Origin of the sequence: Streptococcus sp. HMSC065E03, from assembly GCF_001815045.1 — a bacterium.
GTDB lineage: Bacteria > Bacillota > Bacilli > Lactobacillales > Streptococcaceae > Streptococcus > Streptococcus parasanguinis_AD.
Window position 1 is genome coordinate 35,298 of the sequence record NZ_KV818847.1, and the last position, 19,456, is coordinate 54,753.

The window sequence follows — 19,456 nt, forward strand, 5'->3', positions numbered from 1 at the left end:
GAATTACCGATTTCTGTCCCACTCTCTTTTCTTTCGCTGTTTGAAGCTTAATTTTTGGGCAAAGATTTGGTATAATGGAAGGTATGAAACATTCGGAAAAAGAATCACAATACCAGCTCTTGCTGGCTCAGTTAGACGCTCTCTTAACAGGAGAAAGCAATGCCTTGGCTAATCTGTCCAATGCCAGTGCGCTCTTAAATCAAGCCCTGCCTCGTTCGGTCTTTGCAGGTTTTTATTTGTATGACCAAACGGAATTAATCCTGGGACCTTTTCAGGGAGGTGTTTCTTGTGTCCATATCGCTCTTGGAAAGGGTGTCTGTGGAGAAGCAGCTCAAAAGCAGGAAACCATGATTGTCGATGATGTGCGCCAGCATGCCAACTATATTTCCTGTGATAGCCGGGCTATGAGTGAGATTGTGGTGCCTATGGTCAAGGACGGTCAGCTCCTTGGGGTTTTAGACCTGGATTCGGAGTGTGTCTCTGACTATGATCTGCTGGATCAGGAGTATTTAGAAAAGTTTGTCGCCCTCTTGATCGAAAAGACAAACTGGGACTTTAAGATGTTTGGAGTTAAGAACTAATGTATCAAGCTTTATATCGGAAATACCGTAGCCAGACCTTTGGCCAATTGGTCGGCCAGCAAGTGGTGGCACGGACATTGAGACAGGCAGTGGAGCAGGAGAAGATCAGCCATGCCTATCTCTTTTCTGGTCCTCGTGGTACTGGGAAAACCAGTGTGGCCAAGATCTTTGCTAAGGCTATGAACTGTCCTAATCAAGTCAATGGGGAGCCTTGTAACGACTGCTATATCTGTGAATCCATTACCAATGGGAGCCTAGAAGATGTCATTGAGATCGATGCAGCCTCCAACAATGGGGTCGATGAAATTCGCGATATTCGCGACAAGTCAACCTATGCTCCAAGTCTAGCCAAGCACAAGGTCTACATTATCGATGAGGTCCATATGCTCTCAACAGGGGCCTTTAATGCCTTGTTGAAGACGCTGGAAGAGCCGACGGAAAATGTGGTCTTTATCCTTGCAACAACGGAGTTACACAAGATTCCTGCGACCATTCTGTCACGGGTGCAACGCTTTGAATTCAAATCCATCAAACTGCCGGATATCGTTCACCATTTGGAAAGCATCCTAGCTACAGAAGGGATTGCCTATGAAGCAGATGCTGTGCAGATCATTGCTCGGCGCGCTGAAGGTGGGATGCGGGATGCCTTGTCCATTTTGGATCAAGCCCTGAGTCTGACTGCGGGTAGTGAGTTGACGACAGCAATCGCTGAAGAGATTACGGGCTCAATCAGCCTAGCTGCGCTCGATCACTACGTAGCTGCCATCCTGGCTCATGATGCGACAGCGGCGCTGGATCAGCTGGTGATTATCTTTGATAACGGGAAGAATATGGCCCGTTTCGTTACGGACTTACTTCAATACCTGAGAGATCTCTTGATTGTCCAGACAGGTGGCGAAAACACTCACGCTAGTGACTTGTTTGCGGCGAATCTTGAAGCCGATCAAGCCCGTCTTTTTGCCCTGATTGACCAGGCGACGACCAGTCTGGCGGACATCAAAAATAGTCTGCAACCGCGTATCTATACTGAAATGATGACCATTAAATTGGCTGAAAGCACAGGCCAAGTTTCTAACTCAGCTGCTGTGGAGGTTCCCTCCAATGTGCTAGCTCAGCTGGAAGACTTGAAGAAGGAAGTCGCTCAGCTTAAGCAACAGTTAGCGCAATCGGGTAGCAGTCTTCCTACTTCAAAACCGACAGTAGCTCGTCCAACCAAGTCGAGCAAGGGCTACCGTGCAGATCGAAACAAGGTCAACGCGATTTTGCAAGAGGCGGTCGAAAACCCAGAGTTGGCAAGGACCAACTTGATCCGTCTTCAGAACGCTTGGGGGGAAATTATCGAGAGCTTAGCAGGTGCGGATAAGGCCCTCTTAATCGGATCCCAGCCGGTCGCTGCCAATGAAAATCACGCTATTTTAGCCTTTGAGTCTGCCTTTAATGCTGAACAGACTATGAAGAGGGACAACCTCAATACCATGTTTGGAAATATCCTCAGCAATGCTGCGGGCTTCTCACCAGAGATTTTAGCGGTTTCGATGGAAGAATGGACCCAAATCCGGGCAGAGTTTTCGGCTAAGGCGCGTGGGCAAAAAGCGGAAGTGGTGGAAGAAGAGGAAAGTGTCATCCCTGAGGAATTTCACTTTTTATCCGATAAAATCACCCTGCAAGACGATTAATACATGAATTTTTTACTGAATCATGGTAAAATAATTTTATGAATAGAAAACAATTTGCAGTGATAGCAGTCTTTACTGCTATGGAGACTTATTTTTTCAATGAAGCGACCATGGCGGGTCAAATGCTCTTTGCATGTTTTTGGGCCCTCTTGATATTGCGCAATCTCCAAACAGCCTATATGGTGGAGAAAATTGCTAGTGCCATTGAAAAAGAAATCAGAAAGAAAAGAAAATAAAACCTTTGAAAAGAAATCTTTTTTCAAAGGTTTTTTTCTTGTTTTAAAAGGCTCCTTGGCATTGCTTGCGGTAATCTCCTGGGGAGAGGCCGACCTTCTGTTTAAAAGCCTTTGTAAAGTAGGAGTAGTTGTCATATCCCACCTGGAGGGCAACTTGGTAAATGGGGGTATCGCTTTGCGATAGCATCTCTTTTGCAGCGGCCATCCGTTTATCGGTGATGTATTTCACCAGGGTTTCGCCGGTGTCGCGCTTAAACATCCGTGCTAGATGATCTGGACTAAGAAAAACCATTTCGGCCAGCTTGGTGCGACTGATATCCTCCTTGTAATGGTGGTCGATGTAGTCGGTGATCCGCTGGATGAGATTGGATTGGTGTTCTAGATCGATCACATAATGGCGAGCAGAGCTCCAGTAATCCCCAATATAGGCTTCAAAAGCTTCGATGGCATGAAAACGCCGTTCGAAGAGAAATTGATGGTGTTTGTTTTGAAATAACTTGTGGGCGAGAATACCGTTCTTGTCCAGATAAATCCCAATTTGCTGGGTCCAGTCTAGCTGGAGTTCACTCAGAGCTGAGAGCGGGATGCGATCTTGAGTCTCTAAGCTATGGATGATTTGGAGAAGCTGTTCCGTCTCTAGTTGATTTGTAAAAGTAAGCGATGTCCGATGAGCGGGCTTTTGAGGTTGTGGACCCAAAGAAGCATAGGAGTGGATACTGTTCCAATGGAAGACTTGTTCTTCACTGTATTGGCAGAGTTGCAGAGCCTTCATCAAGAGCGTCTCAAGGGAAATAGCATCTGAATAGAGAAGGATAGAGGATCGGTCTAAGTCTTGCTGGATCTTCTGCTGGATAGCCTCTAGGAAGTCTACACACTCTGTAGTCTGATTCTTTTTGAAGAGGCAGAGGTAGCGATCGGTCTGGCTTTCGATTTTACTGAGGGCGCAGTAGTGGACAGGGAAATCCAGGGAGAGATCCTTGATACAATGGCGGAGCTGCAAGCGCCAAGAAGGGACGCTGGGGTGAAAGTCTTCTTCAACTAAGTGGAGAGTGATGAGGACTAAGAGGTAGTCTTCATGTGGTTTGGGGCTATAACCCCGTTTTGTCACTTCTTGAAGGAGCTGTTCTGCTTGAGATGGACGTGGTTTTCGCAAGTAGTCATGCCAAAATTCAGCTTCTTTTTGTCCTTGCTGGGCTAATTGGGCCGCACTCTTGTGGCGCTTGATCTTATTGAGGGCTTTTTGAATGATAAATTCTAAGCGATCTGGGTCAATCGGCTTGAGGTAGTATTCAAAACTTTGGAGTTCAATGGCTTTTTGTGCATAATTGAAATCAGCATAATTGGTAAGGAAGATCGTTTGAATGTCATATTTTTCTGACCGGACCCAGGCTAGGAGATCTAGCCCACTGCCTTGTGGCATCTCGATATCACTGATCATGAGGGCGATTGGGTGACTTTGAATGATGGCTTGGGCTTGGCTCAGACTGGAGGCAGTATATACCTGCTCAATGCCCAAGGCTTCCCAATGGATGGTTTCCTGTAGGGCTTTAATGATAAAACGATCATCGTCAACGAGTAGGATATTCATGTGTGTCTCCTTTGTAGGGTTCATAAGGAAGGCTCAGTTGGATGCGGGCCCCTCCTTGGGATCCATTTGAAAATTGAAGCGTGTAGTGATCTGGATAGAGGAGATCTAGTCGTTCCCGTGCATTGGTCAAACCAATGTGGTGGCCATCTTCTGTGACTAAGGATTTTTTCTCTGCTAGATCTTGTAAGATAGCGGAGCTAAAACCAGGACCATTATCCTGAAGGCAAATAGCAAGGTGTTGGTTTGCTTCTTCATGAATGGAAAGCTGGATGTGGAAGGAATCTTGGAAAGAAAAGCCGTGTTTGATGGCATTTTCCACAAAGGTTTGTAACAGCAGAGGGGGAATAGCAGCATCTTTCAGACCAGGATCCCAGTCCAGGTCAAAGTGGATGCTGTCGCCATAGCGGATTTTCTGGATCTCTAGGTAATTTCGGATATGTTGGATTTCATCTGCTAAGCGATTGAAATCTTGGTTGGCTTGAAAGAGGTGACGCAAGTAGTTGGAAGTCACCTTGGTCAACTCCTCGATTTCCTTATAGTCCTTGGTTTGGAGCATGCTGTGAATCATGGAGAGCATGTTGAGGTAAAAGTGGGGTCGGACTTGATTTTTGAGGTAATTGAGTTCGACTTTTTTGAGATTGAGTTGCGCGTGGTAGGCTCGAATTTGGAGGTCTTTCATATGGATCAGAACCTGATTGAGCTTGTGATTGGCCTGATCGATCTCTAAGATCCCTTGGTCTTCGATTACATCTAGCTTGGTAGAAGCAGCATCTAGCTGAGAAAGACGCTGGGTGAGTCGTTTCATTGGCTGGATCATCCGTTGACGAATATAAAGGATCAGAATGGTAGAGAGAACGGCGATGATCAAAGGGACCAAGGAGAGAAGGGTTTCAAGTACGATATTTGTACGGAAAACGTCTCCGTAATCGACCGTCACATACAGATCAAAAGGCAGGTGGGTTTGATTGCTATCGGCTTGAATGACGGAATCTGTAGCATGAATCTGGTTGGGGCGATCGATGGATAAGCGCCCTTTTTTCCCAATATTGAGCTTTTGCAAGGGTTTTAAAATATCCTGGGTAGAAATGATGGCATAGATAGCCTTGCCCTTGTAATGGAGGGATTTTAAGAGATAATCATGCTGGTTCAGGCTGATTCGTTGCCATTTTTGATTGGTCTTGTCTGTTTCTTTGTCATAGGTTTTAAGATGATCTTTCAATTGTACATAGTCCAGGTAGGGCAGTTGAAGACTGGAGGCATTGAAAAAATGGGGGATATCTCTTGTCTCTATGAAAAAGGTAATGGGGCTATCCATCTGGTACTGAAACTCCGTAAAATCGATCCGCAATTTTTTTAGATTTTCATGAAAATCCGTGAAATCAAGCGGGGTATTGAGCTCTGTCAAATAGTCATTGTGACTAATAGTACTGTACATAAAACGCTCAACGGAGTGAAGCTCTGTGTTTAAGGAATCCGCATAGATATGAATCGAGTCCTCTAAATGGAGCATATTTTGGTGTTTAATAAAATTTCGGCTAATCCCACCAATCAAAAGGTTGATCAAGGTATTGACGACTAAGAGGAGAAAGAGTAGGCGCGAAAAAAATTGAATCGAGTGATCTCGTGTACTTCTGTGAATAGCTTTCATAATGAGCACCTCACATATATTATAGCACTATTTGAAAACAGATTCATGAATAAAACCGATATTAAAGTAAAAAAAATCGGGAAAGTGCATGTTTTTGTGTGGAGAAAACGGAAAAGTGAATGAAGATGCACGAAAAAGTTCTATAAAGATGGAAAAGATTCCTATAAAATAAAGGAGAAAGAAAAGGAGGGCCTTATGAAAAGCGAAGTTAATGCGAAGCAGAGCAAATGTAAGAAAAATATTCCTTTATATGTGCTGCTCCTGCCATCGATTATTTTATTGATTTTATTTGCCTATATCCCTATGGCGGGTCTAGTCATCGCTTTTAAAGATTACTCTCCCGCTACTGGGATATTTGGAAGTCCTTGGGCTGGTCTCAAGTATTTTAACCAGTTCTTCTCATCCTTCCAATTTGCAACAACCATGAAGAATACCTTGAAAATTTCTATTTACAGTATTCTGGTTGGTTTTCCCTTGCCGATTGTTCTAGCCATTATTTGCAACCAGATTCGTGTGGGCAAGTTCAAAAAAATCTTTCAAGTAACGACTTATTTGCCTCATTTTATCTCGACCATGGTCATGTGTGGGATGATTATTCTTTTTCTCTCTCCAAGTAGTGGACTGTTAGCCAATGTCCTCAAATTGGTCGGCTTAAAGATGCCTGCTCTCTTATCCAAACCGGGTAGCTTTGCAGGTGTCTATGTCTGGAGCGATGTCTGGCAACATATTGGTTGGGATAGTATCATCTATCTAGCCGCTCTATCGGCTATTGATCCGACCTTTTATGAGGCAGCGACCATGGACGGGGCGAGTCGATTGCAAAAAATCCGCCATATTGACTTACCCTTACTGTTACCAACGGCGATGATTCTCTTGATTCTCAGAGCAGGCAGTCTACTCAGTGTTGGTTTTGAAAAGGTCTTGCTCTTGCAAAATCCACTCAATCTAGCTGGAAGTGAAATCATTTCGACTTATGTCTACAAAGTGGGGATGATTAATTTTCAATATAGTTACTCGACAGCGATCGGTCTCTTTAATACCTTGGTTAACTTGATCATCTTACTGTCGGTCAACTGGTTTGCGAAACGCTATACCAAGACAGGATTGTTCTAGAAAGGAGGAGAAATTGTGAAATTGTTTCAACATGCGAGAAAGACCAAGTCAGAAATCCTCTTTGATGTTTTTATCTATGGTCTAGCGATTTGTTTGATTCTCTTGATTGTCTACCCTTTGTGGTTTGTCATTATCGCTTCATTCAGTAATCCGTCTGATGTGGCAACTGGTAAGGTTTGGTTTATCCCGAGAGAATGGCGACTAGACGGCTATCAACGCTTGATTGAGCAACCTTTGTTTCTAAAGAGCTATCTCAACACCATCCTCTACACGGTTGTAGGGACCATCGTTGCCCTGGTCATTAATATCCCGGCTGGTTACGCTTTGTCGCGAAAGGACCTCTTTGCTAAGAAATGGGTCAGTGTCTTCTTTATCGTTCCCATGTTTGTCTCTGGGGGCTTGATTCCCATTTATTTGACAGTGAAACAATTGGGCTTGCTCGATACCTTCTGGGTAATGGTCGTACCGTTTGCAGTATCTCCTTACAATATCGTTGTAGCTCGAACTTTCTTTAACAATAGTATTCCAGAAGGGATGTGGGAAGCCGCCCAGATCGATGGGTGTGGAACCATTCATTACTTCAGAAAGATCGTGCTCCCCTTGTCCAAGGCTATTATTGCCGTTATTGGACTTTGGACAGCAGTAGGGATCTGGAATTCTTGGTTCAATGCCTTGATTTATTTGACCAATGAAAATCTCCAACCCCTACAACTGATCCTGCGCCGTCTCTTAATTAGTAATCAAATGTTGCAATCGCAAGCAACAGGGGAGGTAGCTTCTGACCTCCGTATTAAGGCTGATATGATGAAATATGCAGCCATCGTTATCTCAACAGCACCGATTATGATGCTGTATCCATTCGTCCAAAAATACTTTAATCAAGGTGTCATGATAGGAGCCTTGAAAGAATAGGAGAAGATCATGAAAAACAGGAAATTTGCCTATCTGCTCCTTGGAGCAGCTGCTTTAGCTGGCTTGACGGCTTGTGGAGCTTCCACAAATAAATCAAGCACTGACAAGAATGATGGAAATACCTTCAAGATCACGACCGTTCGTTGGTCGGATTGGGGGGAAGACTATCACAAAGGTTTTCTAGATGATTCAGCCAAGGAATCAGGTATCAAGATCAAATGGGATACCATGGTGGCTGCAGACTGGTCTGATAAGAAATCCGTTCTTGTTGCCAGTGGAGATTTACCAGACGCTTTCTTGGGATCCAATGCCTTCACGGATTCTGAAATCGCTCAGAACCAAAACATGTTCATTCCATTGGAAGACTTGATCAAGGATAATATGCCAAACTTGAACAAGGCCTTTGAAAAAGAACCAAAATTAAAAGCCATGGTGACCAACCCAGATGGTCATATTTACAGTCTGCCTAAGAAATTGCCAATGCGGCCAATCGTCGGCAACCAGCTCTTTATTAATAAGAAATGGTTGGATAACCTTGGCTTGAAGATGCCCGAAACCTATGATGAATTGGTGACTGTTTTACAAGCCTTTAAGGATAAGGATGCTAATGGCAATGGGGATGTCAATGATGAAATTCCATTTGGTTCTGGTAACTTTGATCCGACCTTCTCTTATATTTTGCCATTCAACAACCGTCTGGGTGGAGATAATACCTATGAAATGTCAGTCAAAGATGGTAAACCGGTCTACCTCCGAACAGAAGAAAGTTATAAACAAGGGATAGCGGCGATGCATGAAGCCTACAAGAAAGGCTTGATCGACCCTGAACTCTTTACAGAAGATACCTCTATGTCTGTTGCCAAACGGATGGACAAGGGTGTGGCGCGTGTCGGCGTATCAAGTGGTTGGACAGCAGATGCAACCTTTGGCCAACATGCCAGCGAATATGCTCCTCTCCCAGCATTGAAAGGCCCAGATGGCAAACAATATGTCATTTCTGACCCAGATCATTTGAACTATGGACGCAATGAAATCCTGATCACAAATAAGTGCAAGGACCCTGCAAAATTGCTCAAATGGTTGGATAAATTCTACACGGATGATGCCAGCATCCAAAACTTCTATGGATCCTTTGGCATTGCGACTGAAAAAGATGGTGACAAGTACAAGGTCTTGGCTCCAAAAGATGGTAAATCTGCCGATGAATGGGCTTGGATTAATTCCCTTCGTGACTTTGGACCAAAATATGTGTCAGATGATATCAATAGTCATGTCGACATCGACCAAACGCAAGGTGATGGCCTCAAATTGAAGATGGACAAAGAATTGAAACAATACGCTTTGCCAGCATATCCAAATGTCATCTACTCTCAAGAAGAATTGAACAAATTGTCCTCTATTTATGTCGATATCAACTCCTATGTTACCCAACAAGCTTCTAAATGGGTAGTCGAAGGGGGCGTCGAAAAGGATTGGGACGATTACAAAGCAACATTGAAGAAGATGGGCATTGATGACTTTATGAAGATTCAACAGGATGCCTATGATCGTTACCAAAAAGAAGTGAAGTAACAGGAGTCTAAATGGATTCAAGTAAGTAACTCAGGGGCCTAAAGCCCCTGAGTGCTTCCTTGGAGGAAGTGGAAGAAAATAGAGATGAAGAACAAGGAGAAGAAGATGCAAAAATTATTTTCATTGGATGGACGCTTGGTCAAGACCTTGACCCGGTTGACAGACATCATTATCTTGAACACCTTGTTTATCGTTTGCTGCCTTCCGATTTTCACGATCGGTGCATCGCTTACCGCTTTAGCAACCATGTGGCACCGCTTGTTGAAAGGGGTAGATACGGATCTCGTCTTTCATTTTTTCCGAATCTTTCGAGCTAATTTCAAGCAAGCGACGGTGATTTGGTTGACTTGCCTAGGACTATCAGCCCTTCTTTATTTGGATTACTGTCTTTTTTCAAATACGGCGCTCTTAAGTGAGTATGGGATTTGGATTTTGCTTCCCTTTATCGTTCTTCTATGTGGAGGGATGACCTTGATCTTCCCTTATATCGGCCTCTTTGAAGACCCTACAAGAAAGGTCTGTCTGAATAGTTTCCTCATTGCTCTTTTAAATCCAATTCAAACCATCTTTCTTATCTTCTTCAATCTGGCAGTAGTTTATATCAGTCTTAGTAGTCCTGAACGGTTACTGACAGCTATTTATCTCTTCACCTTTGGTGGTTTCGCTCTTTGGAGCTTCTTGAATGTCCGACTGACCGATCAGATCTTTTCAAGGATCCAAGAAGGAGAAATCTTTGAAAAATAAAGTCAAGCAAGTGGGGCGTATGTGTTACTGATATTATTTAAATCGAATAAAGTTTTCTAGAAAATCTAGGAAACTTTTTCTATTTCATAAACATTTCACATTTCTTTTCTATAATAACTATAACAAATGATGAAAGCGTCCACATTGTATTGTCGTGGACCTTGAAATGGAGGGTGAGATCATGCTCTTACAACAGGCAATCGCCTATATTTCTCGAAAAAGAACGAGGAATCTGGTCCTCTTTCTGATTCTGCTCTTAATCCTCTCTTGCTTGTATTTCTGTTTTTCACTGATGCAAGTAGGAGGAAGGCTGGAGGATCATATCAAGCAGTCGGCTGGGACCAGCTTTGCCCTGACCAGTAAGCAGGGGGATAAGCCCTTTTCTCTGAAAGAAGCTGAAAAGGTGCAGCAGCTAGCTGGAGTTGGATCTATGGTTCCTCAATATGAAAGTCCCGTTCGTATTCTTGGTAAAGAAGCGGTGACGGGACAGCAATCGGTAGAACGGGATGATCTGGGTCAGGAAGCCAAGCAAGCGCTAGGCGCTGTCTTCACCCAGAAGACAGACCAGCACCTAGATTTCCGGAGTAGCAGTTTCCAACTGGTGCAAGGCAAGCACTTATCTGACAAGGCTCGCGGCCAGATCTTGATCCACGAAGAGTTGGCTAAGAAGAACAAGCTAAAGGTCGGAGATTCCTTGACCTTATCCAGCTTTCAGATGGGAGAGACTCCTGCCAAAGAGCAAACCTTTAAAATCGTTGGGATCTTTTCAGGTAAGAAACAGGAAAAATTCACAGGAATGACCTCTGATCTGAGTGAGAATCAAGTCTACCTCCCTTATGAGGATGCGACCAAGCTCCTTGGTCTCAGTCAGCAAGAAGTGACCCAGGTCACCTTTGGCGTCAAAGATCCTGAGAAAATCGATGCCCTCTTGAAGCAAGTTAAAAGCTTGGATCTGGATTGGCAATCGCTACGCGTGGTCGAAGATCGCAAGGCCTTTGACCAGATGAAAGAATCCTCTCAGACCCTGGAAGGCCTGGTACGGATCATGATGATCGTCCTCCTGGTGACAGGAGCTGGAGCTCTATCGCTCTTACTGAGTCTCTGGACACGGGAGCGGATCCACGAAATCGGGGTCCTCTTATCCATTGGGAAGAGCAAGGGCCGGATCTTTAGACAGTTCCTCTTGGAAGTGGTGCTGGTATCCTTACTAGCAGTGATCCCAGCCTTTCTCATCGGGCGGATGGTCAGCCATCGTTTCTTAGAGCAGTTTGTCGGACAGACCGGTCAACAGCAGACCCTAGAATTACTCAACCAAATCCCTCAAGGCCTTTCCTTAGGAATCGCCTATGCTAGCCTCTTGTGCTTGATCCTTCTGTCACTCGGTGTAACGACCAGCATGATCTGGCGCAAGAGTCCAAAAGAAATATTAACAAAAATGAGTTAAGGAGAAATGACACCTATGTTAGAACTCAAACAAGTATCCTATAGTTACCAAAGCTACCAAGAAGAGATCTTCTCAGACGTGAACTATCAGTTCGCAAATGGGACATTTTACAGCATTATCGGTCAGTCTGGAGCAGGGAAATCGACACTCCTCTCCCTCTTGGCTGGTCTGGACAATCCAAAGAAGGGGCAGGTTCTCTTTGATGGGGAGGATATCCAGACCAAAGGGTCTAGCTATCACCGCAAGCACCATGTCTCCCTGGTCTTTCAGAATTACAATCTGATTGACTATTTGACGCCACTGGAAAATGTCCGCCTGGTCAACAAACAAGCTGGGAAAGACATTCTCTTGGAATTGGGATTGGACGAAACGCAAATCAAACGCAATGTCCTGCAACTATCCGGAGGGCAGCAACAGCGGGTGGCTATTGCGCGTGCGCTCGTTTCAGAAGCACCTGTCATCTTGGCAGATGAGCCGACAGGAAACCTTGACGAACAGACAGCAGGTGACATTATTGCCATTTTGAAGAAGTTGGCCAAGGAACGCCAAAAATGTGTCATTGTCGTCACCCACAGTAAGGAAGTGGCAGAGGCCTCTGATGTGGTCTTGGAATTGAGTCGCCGTAGCCTCGTTGAGAAGAGCAAGTAAGGAGGGAATGCTATGTTGCGCAATGCTTTTGCTTATATCACACGGAAATGGCCCAAGTCTCTCTTGCTCTTTGCCATCATTCTCCTCATGGGGACCTTGAGCTTGATCGGACTCTCTATGAAGGGAGCGACCCAACAAGCTTCATCGGAAAGCCTGGGCTCCATCACCAATAGCTTCTCCATGCAGATCAACAGACGGACGAATCCGGGAACCCCTCGGGGAGCTGGGAATCTCAGAGGAGAAGATATCGAGAAAATCAGCCAGGTAGAGGGAATCACCTCCTCCATCAGGCGGATCAATGCCATTGCGGATATCCTAGACCACGAGATCATTGAGACCGAAGAAACCCTGCAAAATCAGTCTCCAGAGCGGGCCAAATACTTCAAGAATACCTTGATGGTGACGGGGGTCAATGACTCTTCAAAAGAAGATAAATTTGTCTCTGGGGCCTACAAACTGGTCCAAGGGGAGCACCTGACAGATAAGGACAAAAACCAAATCCTCATGCACGAAGATTTGGCGAAAAAGAATGGTCTTAAGGTGGGCGATAAGGTGCGTCTCAAGTCCAATCTCTACGATGCTGACAATGAAAAAGGGGCTAATGAAACTGTCGAAGTGACCATCAAGGGCTTGTTCTCAGGGAAGAACCAAGCTCCTCTAACTTACGCCCAAGAGTTGTACGAAGATACCCTCATCTCTGACCTGGATACAGCTGCCAGACTCTATGGCAATACTGTCCAAACAGCTACCTATGAGGATGCGACCTTCTTTGCCAAAGGGGATCAGGATCTGGATGCCTTGATCGAAAAAATCAAAGCACTCGATATTGACTGGAACCTCTATGACCTGGTTAAGAGCTCTTCCAACTACCCAGCCTTGCAAAAATCCATCAGCAGCATGTTCCAAGTGGCAGACTACTTGTTTATCGGAAGTCTCGTCTTTGCTAGCTTGCTTCTCACTCTTCTCCTCGTCTTGTGGCTCAATGCCCGTCGCAGAGAAGTGGGAATCTTATTGGCTCTAGGACTTTCTAAGGTACAGATTGCGGGACAATTCGTGGCAGAATTGGTCATGATCTCCATTCCAGCCTTCCTCCTTTCCTATGGAGTCGCAGGTCTTCTTGCCAAAGGAGTCGGAGATACGGTGCTTAAAAACGTAACCAGTGGCATTGCCAAACAAATGGCTCAAGAATCCTCTGCAGCCAACCTTGGTGGAGGAGCTGAAGCAGAAAGCTTCAGTAAGACCCTGACGGAACTCCATATGGACATCCAACCGAGCCAATTGTTGGTGATTGTTTTGGTTGGCGGCCTCCTCTTGATTCTCGTATCCATCCTTTCTTCTCAATGGCTCTTGCATAAGAAACCAAAAGATCTCTTGGTGGATGTCGAATAAGAGATTGTTTCCTAAAATAGAAATAGGGTATAATAGGAGGTAGAAGAAGTTTCTTAGATAAAAGGAAAGTGTATGAAGATACTAATCGTAGAAGATGAAGTCCTGATTCGCGAAGGGATGAGCGACTATCTCATGGAATGTGGCTATGAGGTCTTTGAAGCAGGTGATGGGCAGGAGGCCCTGGACCTCTTTCACAGAGAGGCGCCAGATCTGGTCTTGCTGGATATCCAGCTCCCTATCCTCAATGGCTTGGAGGTGCTCAAGACCATCCGGAAGACCAGCTCGGTGCCTGTCCTCATGCTGACGGCCTTCCATGACGAGGACTATAAGTTGACGGCCTTTGGAGAGTTGGCAGATGGCTATCTGGAAAAACCCTTCTCCTTGTCCCTCTTGAAGGTCCGTATCGAAGCTATTTTTAAAAAGCTTCAACCTTCCCGGGTCTTCACCTATGGAGAGGCACGGGTGGATTTTGAGAGCTACACAGCCAGCCTAGCTGGGCAAGCTATTTCCATGAATGCCAAGGAGTTGGAAATCTTGGAATACTTGCTCCAGCATGAGGGCAAGGCCCGGACCCGCTCCCAAATCCTCGATGCCGTCTGGAAGGAGACGGAGGAGATTCCTTTTGACCGGGTGATCGATGTCTATATCAAGGAACTACGAAAAAAACTAGAGCTGGACTGTATCGTTACGGTACGCAATGTCGGCTATAAATTGGAGAGACCATGACCAAACGGAGTATCTTTGCAAAAATCTTTCTGATCACCTTTGCCCTTTTTAGTAGCTTAGTCATCCTTCTCCATGCTTCGGTTTACTTTATTTTTCCATCGACCTATATCGAGTCCCAGCGCCAGACGATTTTGAAGAAATCGCAAGCCCTGGCTAAGAGTTTCCAGGGTCAGGAAGAAGGGACCATTGAGTCGGTCATCGACCTTTATTCCAATACCAATGATATCAAGGTGTCTATCAAAGGAAAGCAAAAACAAAATGCCCTAGAGGTAAAGGATGACCTGCTCCTGAACCCTGATAGCCAGAACAATTCCCTGGTCATTGAAGAGCGAAAGATTCAGACCAAAGAGGGGAAAGACTTAACCCTGCAATTCTTAGCGACCGTCGATTCGCAAAAGGAAGCGCGGGACATCAGTCTGGGCTTTCTTCCCTATAGTCTCCTTGCTTCCTTTGTTCTGTCGTTAATTGCCTCCTATCTCTATGCCCGCATGATTTCTGCTCCGATCCTTGAGATCAAGCAGATGACCAAGCGGATGAAACGGCTGGATCGGACAGCCAGTCTTCCCATTCATTCGCAGGATGAGATCGGTGTCCTTAAGCAACAGATCAACGACCTTTATCACCATCTTTTAGAGGTGATCGACAATCTAGAGCAACAGAAACAGGAAAATCTGAAGTTGGAGCAGATGAAGGTGGAATTCCTACGTGGGGCTTCGCATGAGCTCAAGACGCCTCTTGCCAGCTTGAAGATTATCCTAGAAAATATGCGGGATAAGATCGGCCGCTACAAGGATCGGGACCGCTATCTGTCGGTCTCCCTCGATATCGTCGATGAGATGAACCAGATCGTCTTAGAAATCCTTTCCTTGTCCTCTGTCCAAGAATTGGCCGGAGACAAGGAGTGGATCCAGCTGGACCAGGTCGTAGAGCAGATTCTCGACCAGTACAAGGTCTTGGCTCAATCCCGCGCACTCACGATTGACAATCAGATCCCAGCCAAACAAGTCTATATGGACCCAGCGATTTTGAAATTGGTCCTCTCAAATGTCATCAGTAATGCCGTTAAGCATTCGGATGCTGGTGGAGAGATCCAGCTCCGTCTCGAAGAAGAAGGGACGCACTTGGCGGTTGAAAATACCAGTCAGGAAATGGTAGAGACCGCTGAAATGCCAATGACCGCTAGCCGTCAGAAGAAGGAAGGCGGCTTGGGACTCTTCGTGGTCCAACACTTGCTAGACCATGAAGAACTGGCCTACCAATTTGACAAAACGGCTATGGGCTTACGCTTCCGTATGGAACTGCCTAAAGATCCTCAAGAATAAAAAGAGGCTGGGACAAAAGTCCTAGCCTCTCAATTATTTTTGGATTGTCGAGCAAGACGCAGTGGTTGATGGGCTCTACTACGCTGATTTCATCAGCTTTTACAGCCCTACTCAACTGTGCGAAGGAGGGACGACGAAATCGAATTCTAACGAATTACCGATTTCTGTCCCACTCTCTTGTATTTAATCAACCTTTTCTACCTTAAGCAATTGGCCATGTTTTAATTCATAAATGGTATCCACATAGGTCAGGATGGAGCGGTCATGGGTCACCATGACGGCGCTCTTGTTTTTGGATTTGACTTCTTTCTGGATCAACTGGGCGATTTCTTGCCCTCGATCTGGGTCTAGGCTAGCCGTTGGTTCATCGGCTAAGATGACCTGTGGATTTCCGATGAAGGCTCGAGCAATGGCTGCCCGTTGCTTTTGTCCACCAGACATCTGATTCGGATATTGGTGGTAACAGGCTTCGATGCCAAGATCTGCCAGCAAGGCTTTGACTTCCTCTTGGCGTTTTTTCTTGTCCTTCTCCCCTTTTAATTTGGCCACCAGTTCTAACTGGTCACCGATTTTCATATAGGAGAGGAGCTGGTGATCCTGAAAGATAAAGCCGAGTAATTCCAGCCGTTTTTGCGTCCACTGGCCTTGGTTGAGTCCAGTCAAGTCTTGGCCGGCGATACGAATCCGCCCCTCGTCCGCTGATAAAAGCAAGCCAGCGATGGCTAAAAGCGTGGACTTACCAGATCCTGAAGGGCCCAAGATGGCGACGAATTCGTTGGGTTCGACGCTTAAATTAAGCTGGTTGAGGACATGGTGCATCTGGCTACCATCGGCGTATGATTTTCTGATATTTTCTAATTCGATAATGGCCATCTTATTCTCCATTTCCACCAATGACTTCGATTGGATCTACTTTTTTGATTTTGACAAGGGACAAGGCTCCACACAAAATAGAGGTCAGGATAAAGCTAACCGAGATGGTGAGGTTGTCTTTCAGGGTCATAAAGGAAGGGACGCTATTCGGTAATAACGGCGCCATCATGGTTGCTAAGCCAAGACCCAGCAGTACTCCGATGAGGGAGATGATGGTGAGCTGGGATAGTTGGACATAGGTAATCTGGCTCATGGACATGCCAATGGCCTTTAAGACGCCGAACTGTTTCAACTTCTGCAGGGTGAGGATATAGAAGAAAACCCCAAGGATAGCAGAGGAAGCGAGTAAGAGCACCCACGTAATCATCCGTAGTGTCAGGTTTTGAGCCTTGTAGCCAGGGATTTTATCGATCACTTGCTTCTTATCCGCCACCATTAAGTTACTGGATAGATCGCTAGAAGTGATGCTCTTCTTGGTCACAAGGGTTTGGGCTTGCCATTGATAGCTTGGATCTGTTTTTTGCCTCATGCCTGTGTAGGTCTCCGAGCTGATAAAGCCAATCTCGCTATAGCCGTATTTGGCATTTTTCGCGAAGGCCACGACCTTGAGTTTTTGCTTAGAAGTTTTGTCGATCACTTGGTCGCCGACTTGGATTCCTTCATCTTCTTTGAAAGAATGGTCCAGAATGATCTCGTTTTTCTTTAAGTCGGAGATCTTGAGGTCTGTATCCTCCATGATTGGATTGAGGATTTCTTCTTCATTGTGATCTGTCGCGAAGTAGGTGATATCCAGAGTGTTGGAATCCTCTGATTTTGAGACGGTTGCCCGCTGGATGGACAAGCCAGAATAGTCCATCCCTTCTATCTTTTTGACCTCATCTAAATCCTTCGCCGTAATGGTTGAAAAGGGGATAATCCCTTCTGAATCCGTCGAAAGGATGTAGTGCAGGGCCCCATAGTTATCGATTTGGGCCGATACCGAACGGCCCAGTCCATTTGTCAGTCCGGACAAAAACACCACCATAAACATGAGAATGGTAATGAGGAGTTCAATCAGGATAAACTTCTTGGGTTGGTATTTAATTTCATTCCATGCGATTTTCATATTCGTCTCCTTTTAGCACGGAGGTGCTCGAGTAGCTCGGCACCTAAACATACTCTATCATCATACCATAAGTGGGGGAATAATAGGGGGATGGTGTTTAGAGAGTGAGAAGGAATCGGATTTGTTTACTGTGTTCAATTTGTTTCTCAATTATTAATTATTTATACAAAAAAGCCTTGATTTCAAGGCTTTTTCCTGTTGTCTTTGATGCCCCCTGCATGAATTTGTAAGAACTTTTCATATTGAAGGTAATCAAAAATATTGAAATATAGATGATTTTCGGAAGACGCTTTTAGGTATTTTCAATATCATGTTTTAAAAATGGGGCAAAAAACCTACTGAATTGAACTATTTAGTAGCTTAAATATATCATGGTGCTATCTAAAAAGTTAATTTTATAGAGTTTGTTGGGATAGTTACTGAGTTTTTTGTTTAACATTCAAACTCTATTATTATATCATAAAAATAATTAGAAAAACAGACTTGTATTATTTTGAAATTTGTATATGATGAAGGTGTAAGAACTATAAAATAGCCTGGTAGAAAGGGGAATGAAAGAATTAATCAGGCTATATAAAATTGGTAATTGGTAATTAATGTTGTCAACCAAGAAAGGAAAAGGTAAAAAATGCAAATACATAAAAAAATTTTTATAGTGGCGTTGGTTTTATCTATTTGTATCTCACTATATTTTCTTATCAATCCGTCTAATATCTTCACCTTTCCGATCCGTGTGCATGAATTTGATGACACATTTAAATATTACATGTTTGTGAAGATTGGAATTGTATTATTATTTATCAAATTCTTACTGAATATATGCTTAGAGTATATCAAGAATTGGTTTAAAAAGTTTTGATATATCTTCACACAAAAGAGTCTGAGACAGCGTTTTGTCCCAGACTCTTTTTTGAGTTGTGAGCTCTGTTTTATAGATCCCACTGCTTGAGGGAAATTTCGCCGCTATTGAGCCAGATTTCTTCTTGATTTTCTAACTGGACCAAGAGTTGGCCGGTATCGGAGATGCCTTTGGCAAGGCCCTGATAGGTCTGCTGGTTCTGCTCAAAGGTGACAGTTCGTCCTAAGACCAGGGAGCGCTCTTTGTAGAGGTAGACCAGTTCATCGATATCCGTATGAAGAAATTCCCTCCAAATCTCGCTGATGAGGTCATTGCGGGTGATGGGACAAGGGCCTTCAAATAAGGAACCAGCCTTGCTTTCTAGCTCATCTGGAAAAGTAGAGATAGCCAAATTGAAACCGACTCCGATAATGACATCCGTGACAAGGCCAGTCTCGATGGATGTGATAGCTTCGGTTAGGATTCCCCCAATTTTTTTATGGCGATAGTAAATATCATTGACCCATTTGATATCGACATCGATCAGGGTCAGATTTTTAATAGCCTTGTAGATGGCTCCTGCAACCATGAGGGTATAAGGGGGGAGCTCCGCAGGTGGGAGTTGGGGTTTGAGATGAAGGGACATATAGATGCCGCCTTGATCGGGAGAGTAGTAGTCGCGACCAAAGCGGCCCTTTCCGGCAGATTGGGACTTGGCCAGGTAGAGAGCCCTGCCCTCTTTATGGGCTTCCATGCCTAATTTTGCGTCCAATTGGGTAGAATGACATTCTTCATTCAAAGTAACGGTCAACTGGGTATTGCTTGCGATGACTTCAGGAAGAAGAATATCGCCTGAGACCAGTCTATAGCCCTTCTTTTTTAGGGATTCGATGACGACCCCATCTTTTTCCAGGCGCTGAATGGCCTTCCAGATGGAGGTGCGGGAAACGCCTAGTTCTTTCGCCAGTTGCTCCCCGTTAACATAATCATCTGCCTGAGAAAGAGTTTGAAAGAGGATTTCGTGTGTTTTCATAAGACTAA

The 19,456-nt window shown here is 44.8% G+C and carries 17 protein-coding genes; 12 read left to right on the forward strand and 5 right to left on the reverse strand.

Annotated elements, in window-relative coordinates:
- Positions 1–83: 83 nt before the first annotated feature.
- The 3 genes from HMPREF3002_RS03130 to HMPREF3002_RS03140 are packed head-to-tail and all read left to right on the forward strand — an operon-like array spanning position 84 to position 2,493.
- The gene (locus HMPREF3002_RS03130) at positions 84–581 is read left to right on the forward strand and encodes a GAF domain-containing protein (protein ID WP_070665225.1); all 498 of its coding nucleotides are present in this window, start codon (positions 84–86) and stop codon (positions 579–581) included.
- A complete protein-coding gene (dnaX, locus tag HMPREF3002_RS03135; protein ID WP_070665226.1) occupies positions 581–2,257 on the forward strand; it encodes a DNA polymerase III subunit gamma/tau in 1,677 nt (558 codons plus the stop codon). Before HMPREF3002_RS03130 ends, dnaX begins: the two co-directional genes overlap by 1 nt.
- A gap of 38 nt (positions 2,258–2,295) precedes the next feature.
- Entirely contained in the window at positions 2,296–2,493 is a 198-nt protein-coding gene (locus HMPREF3002_RS03140; protein WP_003002577.1) for a DUF3272 family protein, read from the forward strand.
- Positions 2,494–2,536: 43 nt separating this feature from the next.
- Here the strand turns inward: HMPREF3002_RS03140 and HMPREF3002_RS03145 are convergent, their stop codons facing one another.
- Positions 2,537–4,081 (reverse strand): helix-turn-helix domain-containing protein, encoded by a 1,545-nt coding sequence (locus HMPREF3002_RS03145; RefSeq protein WP_070665228.1) that lies wholly within the window; start codon positions 4,079–4,081, stop codon positions 2,537–2,539.
- Complete coding sequence (locus HMPREF3002_RS03150; protein ID WP_070665230.1) at positions 4,062–5,729, reverse strand: sensor histidine kinase; 1,668 nt, start codon at positions 5,727–5,729, stop codon at positions 4,062–4,064. Before HMPREF3002_RS03150 ends, HMPREF3002_RS03145 begins: the two co-directional genes overlap by 20 nt.
- Before the next feature lie 195 nt (positions 5,730–5,924).
- Between HMPREF3002_RS03150 and HMPREF3002_RS03155 the strand changes: the two genes are divergently transcribed.
- The 9 genes from HMPREF3002_RS03155 to HMPREF3002_RS03195 all read left to right on the forward strand — a co-directional run bounded on the left by HMPREF3002_RS03155 (position 5,925) and on the right by HMPREF3002_RS03195 (position 15,599).
- Positions 5,925–6,842, forward strand: coding sequence for an ABC transporter permease (locus HMPREF3002_RS03155; protein WP_070665232.1), 918 nt, complete (start codon positions 5,925–5,927; stop codon positions 6,840–6,842).
- Positions 6,843–6,857: 15 nt separating this feature from the next.
- Entirely contained in the window at positions 6,858–7,754 is an 897-nt protein-coding gene (locus HMPREF3002_RS03160; RefSeq protein WP_070665234.1) for a carbohydrate ABC transporter permease, read from the forward strand.
- A gap of 9 nt (positions 7,755–7,763) precedes the next feature.
- Entirely contained in the window at positions 7,764–9,326 is a 1,563-nt protein-coding gene (locus tag HMPREF3002_RS03165; RefSeq protein WP_024055800.1) for a type 2 periplasmic-binding domain-containing protein, read from the forward strand.
- A gap of 105 nt (positions 9,327–9,431) precedes the next feature.
- Positions 9,432–10,070: a YesL family protein gene (locus HMPREF3002_RS03170; protein WP_070665236.1), complete on the forward strand. Its 639-nt coding sequence runs from the start codon at positions 9,432–9,434 to the stop codon at positions 10,068–10,070.
- A gap of 181 nt (positions 10,071–10,251) precedes the next feature.
- The gene (locus tag HMPREF3002_RS03175; RefSeq protein WP_070665238.1) at positions 10,252–11,514 is read left to right on the forward strand and encodes an ABC transporter permease; all 1,263 of its coding nucleotides are present in this window, start codon (positions 10,252–10,254) and stop codon (positions 11,512–11,514) included.
- Between the two features lie 6 nt (positions 11,515–11,520).
- Positions 11,521–12,162: an ABC transporter ATP-binding protein gene (locus tag HMPREF3002_RS03180; RefSeq protein ID WP_070665240.1), complete on the forward strand. Its 642-nt coding sequence runs from the start codon at positions 11,521–11,523 to the stop codon at positions 12,160–12,162.
- A 12-nt stretch (positions 12,163–12,174) separates the two neighbouring features.
- Complete coding sequence (locus tag HMPREF3002_RS03185; RefSeq protein WP_070665242.1) at positions 12,175–13,551, forward strand: ABC transporter permease; 1,377 nt, start codon at positions 12,175–12,177, stop codon at positions 13,549–13,551.
- Between the two features lie 72 nt (positions 13,552–13,623).
- On the forward strand, positions 13,624–14,277 hold the full coding sequence (locus HMPREF3002_RS03190) for a response regulator transcription factor (RefSeq protein WP_009731294.1): 654 nt from the start codon (positions 13,624–13,626) through the stop codon (positions 14,275–14,277).
- On the forward strand, positions 14,274–15,599 hold the full coding sequence (locus HMPREF3002_RS03195; RefSeq protein WP_070665244.1) for a sensor histidine kinase: 1,326 nt from the start codon (positions 14,274–14,276) through the stop codon (positions 15,597–15,599). Before HMPREF3002_RS03190 ends, HMPREF3002_RS03195 begins: the two co-directional genes overlap by 4 nt.
- Before the next feature lie 183 nt (positions 15,600–15,782).
- On the opposite strand, the gene HMPREF3002_RS03200 is transcribed toward HMPREF3002_RS03195, so the two are convergent.
- The 3 genes from HMPREF3002_RS03200 to birA all read right to left on the reverse strand — a co-directional run bounded on the left by HMPREF3002_RS03200 (position 15,783) and on the right by birA (position 19,448).
- Entirely contained in the window at positions 15,783–16,472 is a 690-nt protein-coding gene (locus tag HMPREF3002_RS03200; RefSeq protein ID WP_070665246.1) for an ABC transporter ATP-binding protein, read from the reverse strand.
- 1 nt (position 16,473) lies between these two features.
- The gene (locus tag HMPREF3002_RS03205) at positions 16,474–17,577 is read right to left on the reverse strand and encodes an ABC transporter permease (protein ID WP_070665248.1); all 1,104 of its coding nucleotides are present in this window, start codon (positions 17,575–17,577) and stop codon (positions 16,474–16,476) included.
- Between the two features lie 929 nt (positions 17,578–18,506).
- A complete protein-coding gene (gene birA / locus HMPREF3002_RS03215; RefSeq protein ID WP_070665252.1) occupies positions 18,507–19,448 on the reverse strand; it encodes a bifunctional biotin--[acetyl-CoA-carboxylase] ligase/biotin operon repressor BirA in 942 nt (313 codons plus the stop codon).
- Between the last annotated feature and the right edge of the window lie 8 nt (positions 19,449–19,456).

Excerpts from the sequence above, each read along its gene's own strand:
- HMPREF3002_RS03130 (WP_070665225.1), top strand. The coding sequence starts at position 84 with ATGAAACATTCGGAAAAAGAATCACAATACCAGCTCTTGCTGGCTCAG.
- dnaX (WP_070665226.1), top strand. The coding sequence starts at position 581 with ATGTATCAAGCTTTATATCGGAAATACCGTAGCCAGACCTTTGGCCAA.
- HMPREF3002_RS03140 (WP_003002577.1), top strand. The coding sequence starts at position 2,296 with ATGAATAGAAAACAATTTGCAGTGATAGCAGTCTTTACTGCTATGGAG.
- HMPREF3002_RS03145 (WP_070665228.1), bottom strand. The coding sequence starts at position 4,081 with ATGAATATCCTACTCGTTGACGATGATCGTTTTATCATTAAAGCCCTA.
- HMPREF3002_RS03150 (WP_070665230.1), bottom strand. The coding sequence starts at position 5,729 with ATGAAAGCTATTCACAGAAGTACACGAGATCACTCGATTCAATTTTTT.
- HMPREF3002_RS03155 (WP_070665232.1), top strand. The coding sequence starts at position 5,925 with ATGAAAAGCGAAGTTAATGCGAAGCAGAGCAAATGTAAGAAAAATATT.
- HMPREF3002_RS03165 (WP_024055800.1), top strand. The coding sequence starts at position 7,764 with ATGAAAAACAGGAAATTTGCCTATCTGCTCCTTGGAGCAGCTGCTTTA.
- HMPREF3002_RS03170 (WP_070665236.1), top strand. The coding sequence starts at position 9,432 with ATGCAAAAATTATTTTCATTGGATGGACGCTTGGTCAAGACCTTGACC.
- HMPREF3002_RS03175 (WP_070665238.1), top strand. The coding sequence starts at position 10,252 with ATGCTCTTACAACAGGCAATCGCCTATATTTCTCGAAAAAGAACGAGG.
- HMPREF3002_RS03180 (WP_070665240.1), top strand. The coding sequence starts at position 11,521 with ATGACACCTATGTTAGAACTCAAACAAGTATCCTATAGTTACCAAAGC.
- HMPREF3002_RS03185 (WP_070665242.1), top strand. The coding sequence starts at position 12,175 with ATGTTGCGCAATGCTTTTGCTTATATCACACGGAAATGGCCCAAGTCT.
- HMPREF3002_RS03190 (WP_009731294.1), top strand. The coding sequence starts at position 13,624 with ATGAAGATACTAATCGTAGAAGATGAAGTCCTGATTCGCGAAGGGATG.
- HMPREF3002_RS03195 (WP_070665244.1), top strand. The coding sequence starts at position 14,274 with ATGACCAAACGGAGTATCTTTGCAAAAATCTTTCTGATCACCTTTGCC.
- HMPREF3002_RS03200 (WP_070665246.1), bottom strand. The coding sequence starts at position 16,472 with ATGGCCATTATCGAATTAGAAAATATCAGAAAATCATACGCCGATGGT.
- HMPREF3002_RS03205 (WP_070665248.1), bottom strand. The coding sequence starts at position 17,577 with ATGAAAATCGCATGGAATGAAATTAAATACCAACCCAAGAAGTTTATC.
- birA (WP_070665252.1), bottom strand. The coding sequence starts at position 19,448 with ATGAAAACACACGAAATCCTCTTTCAAACTCTTTCTCAGGCAGATGAT.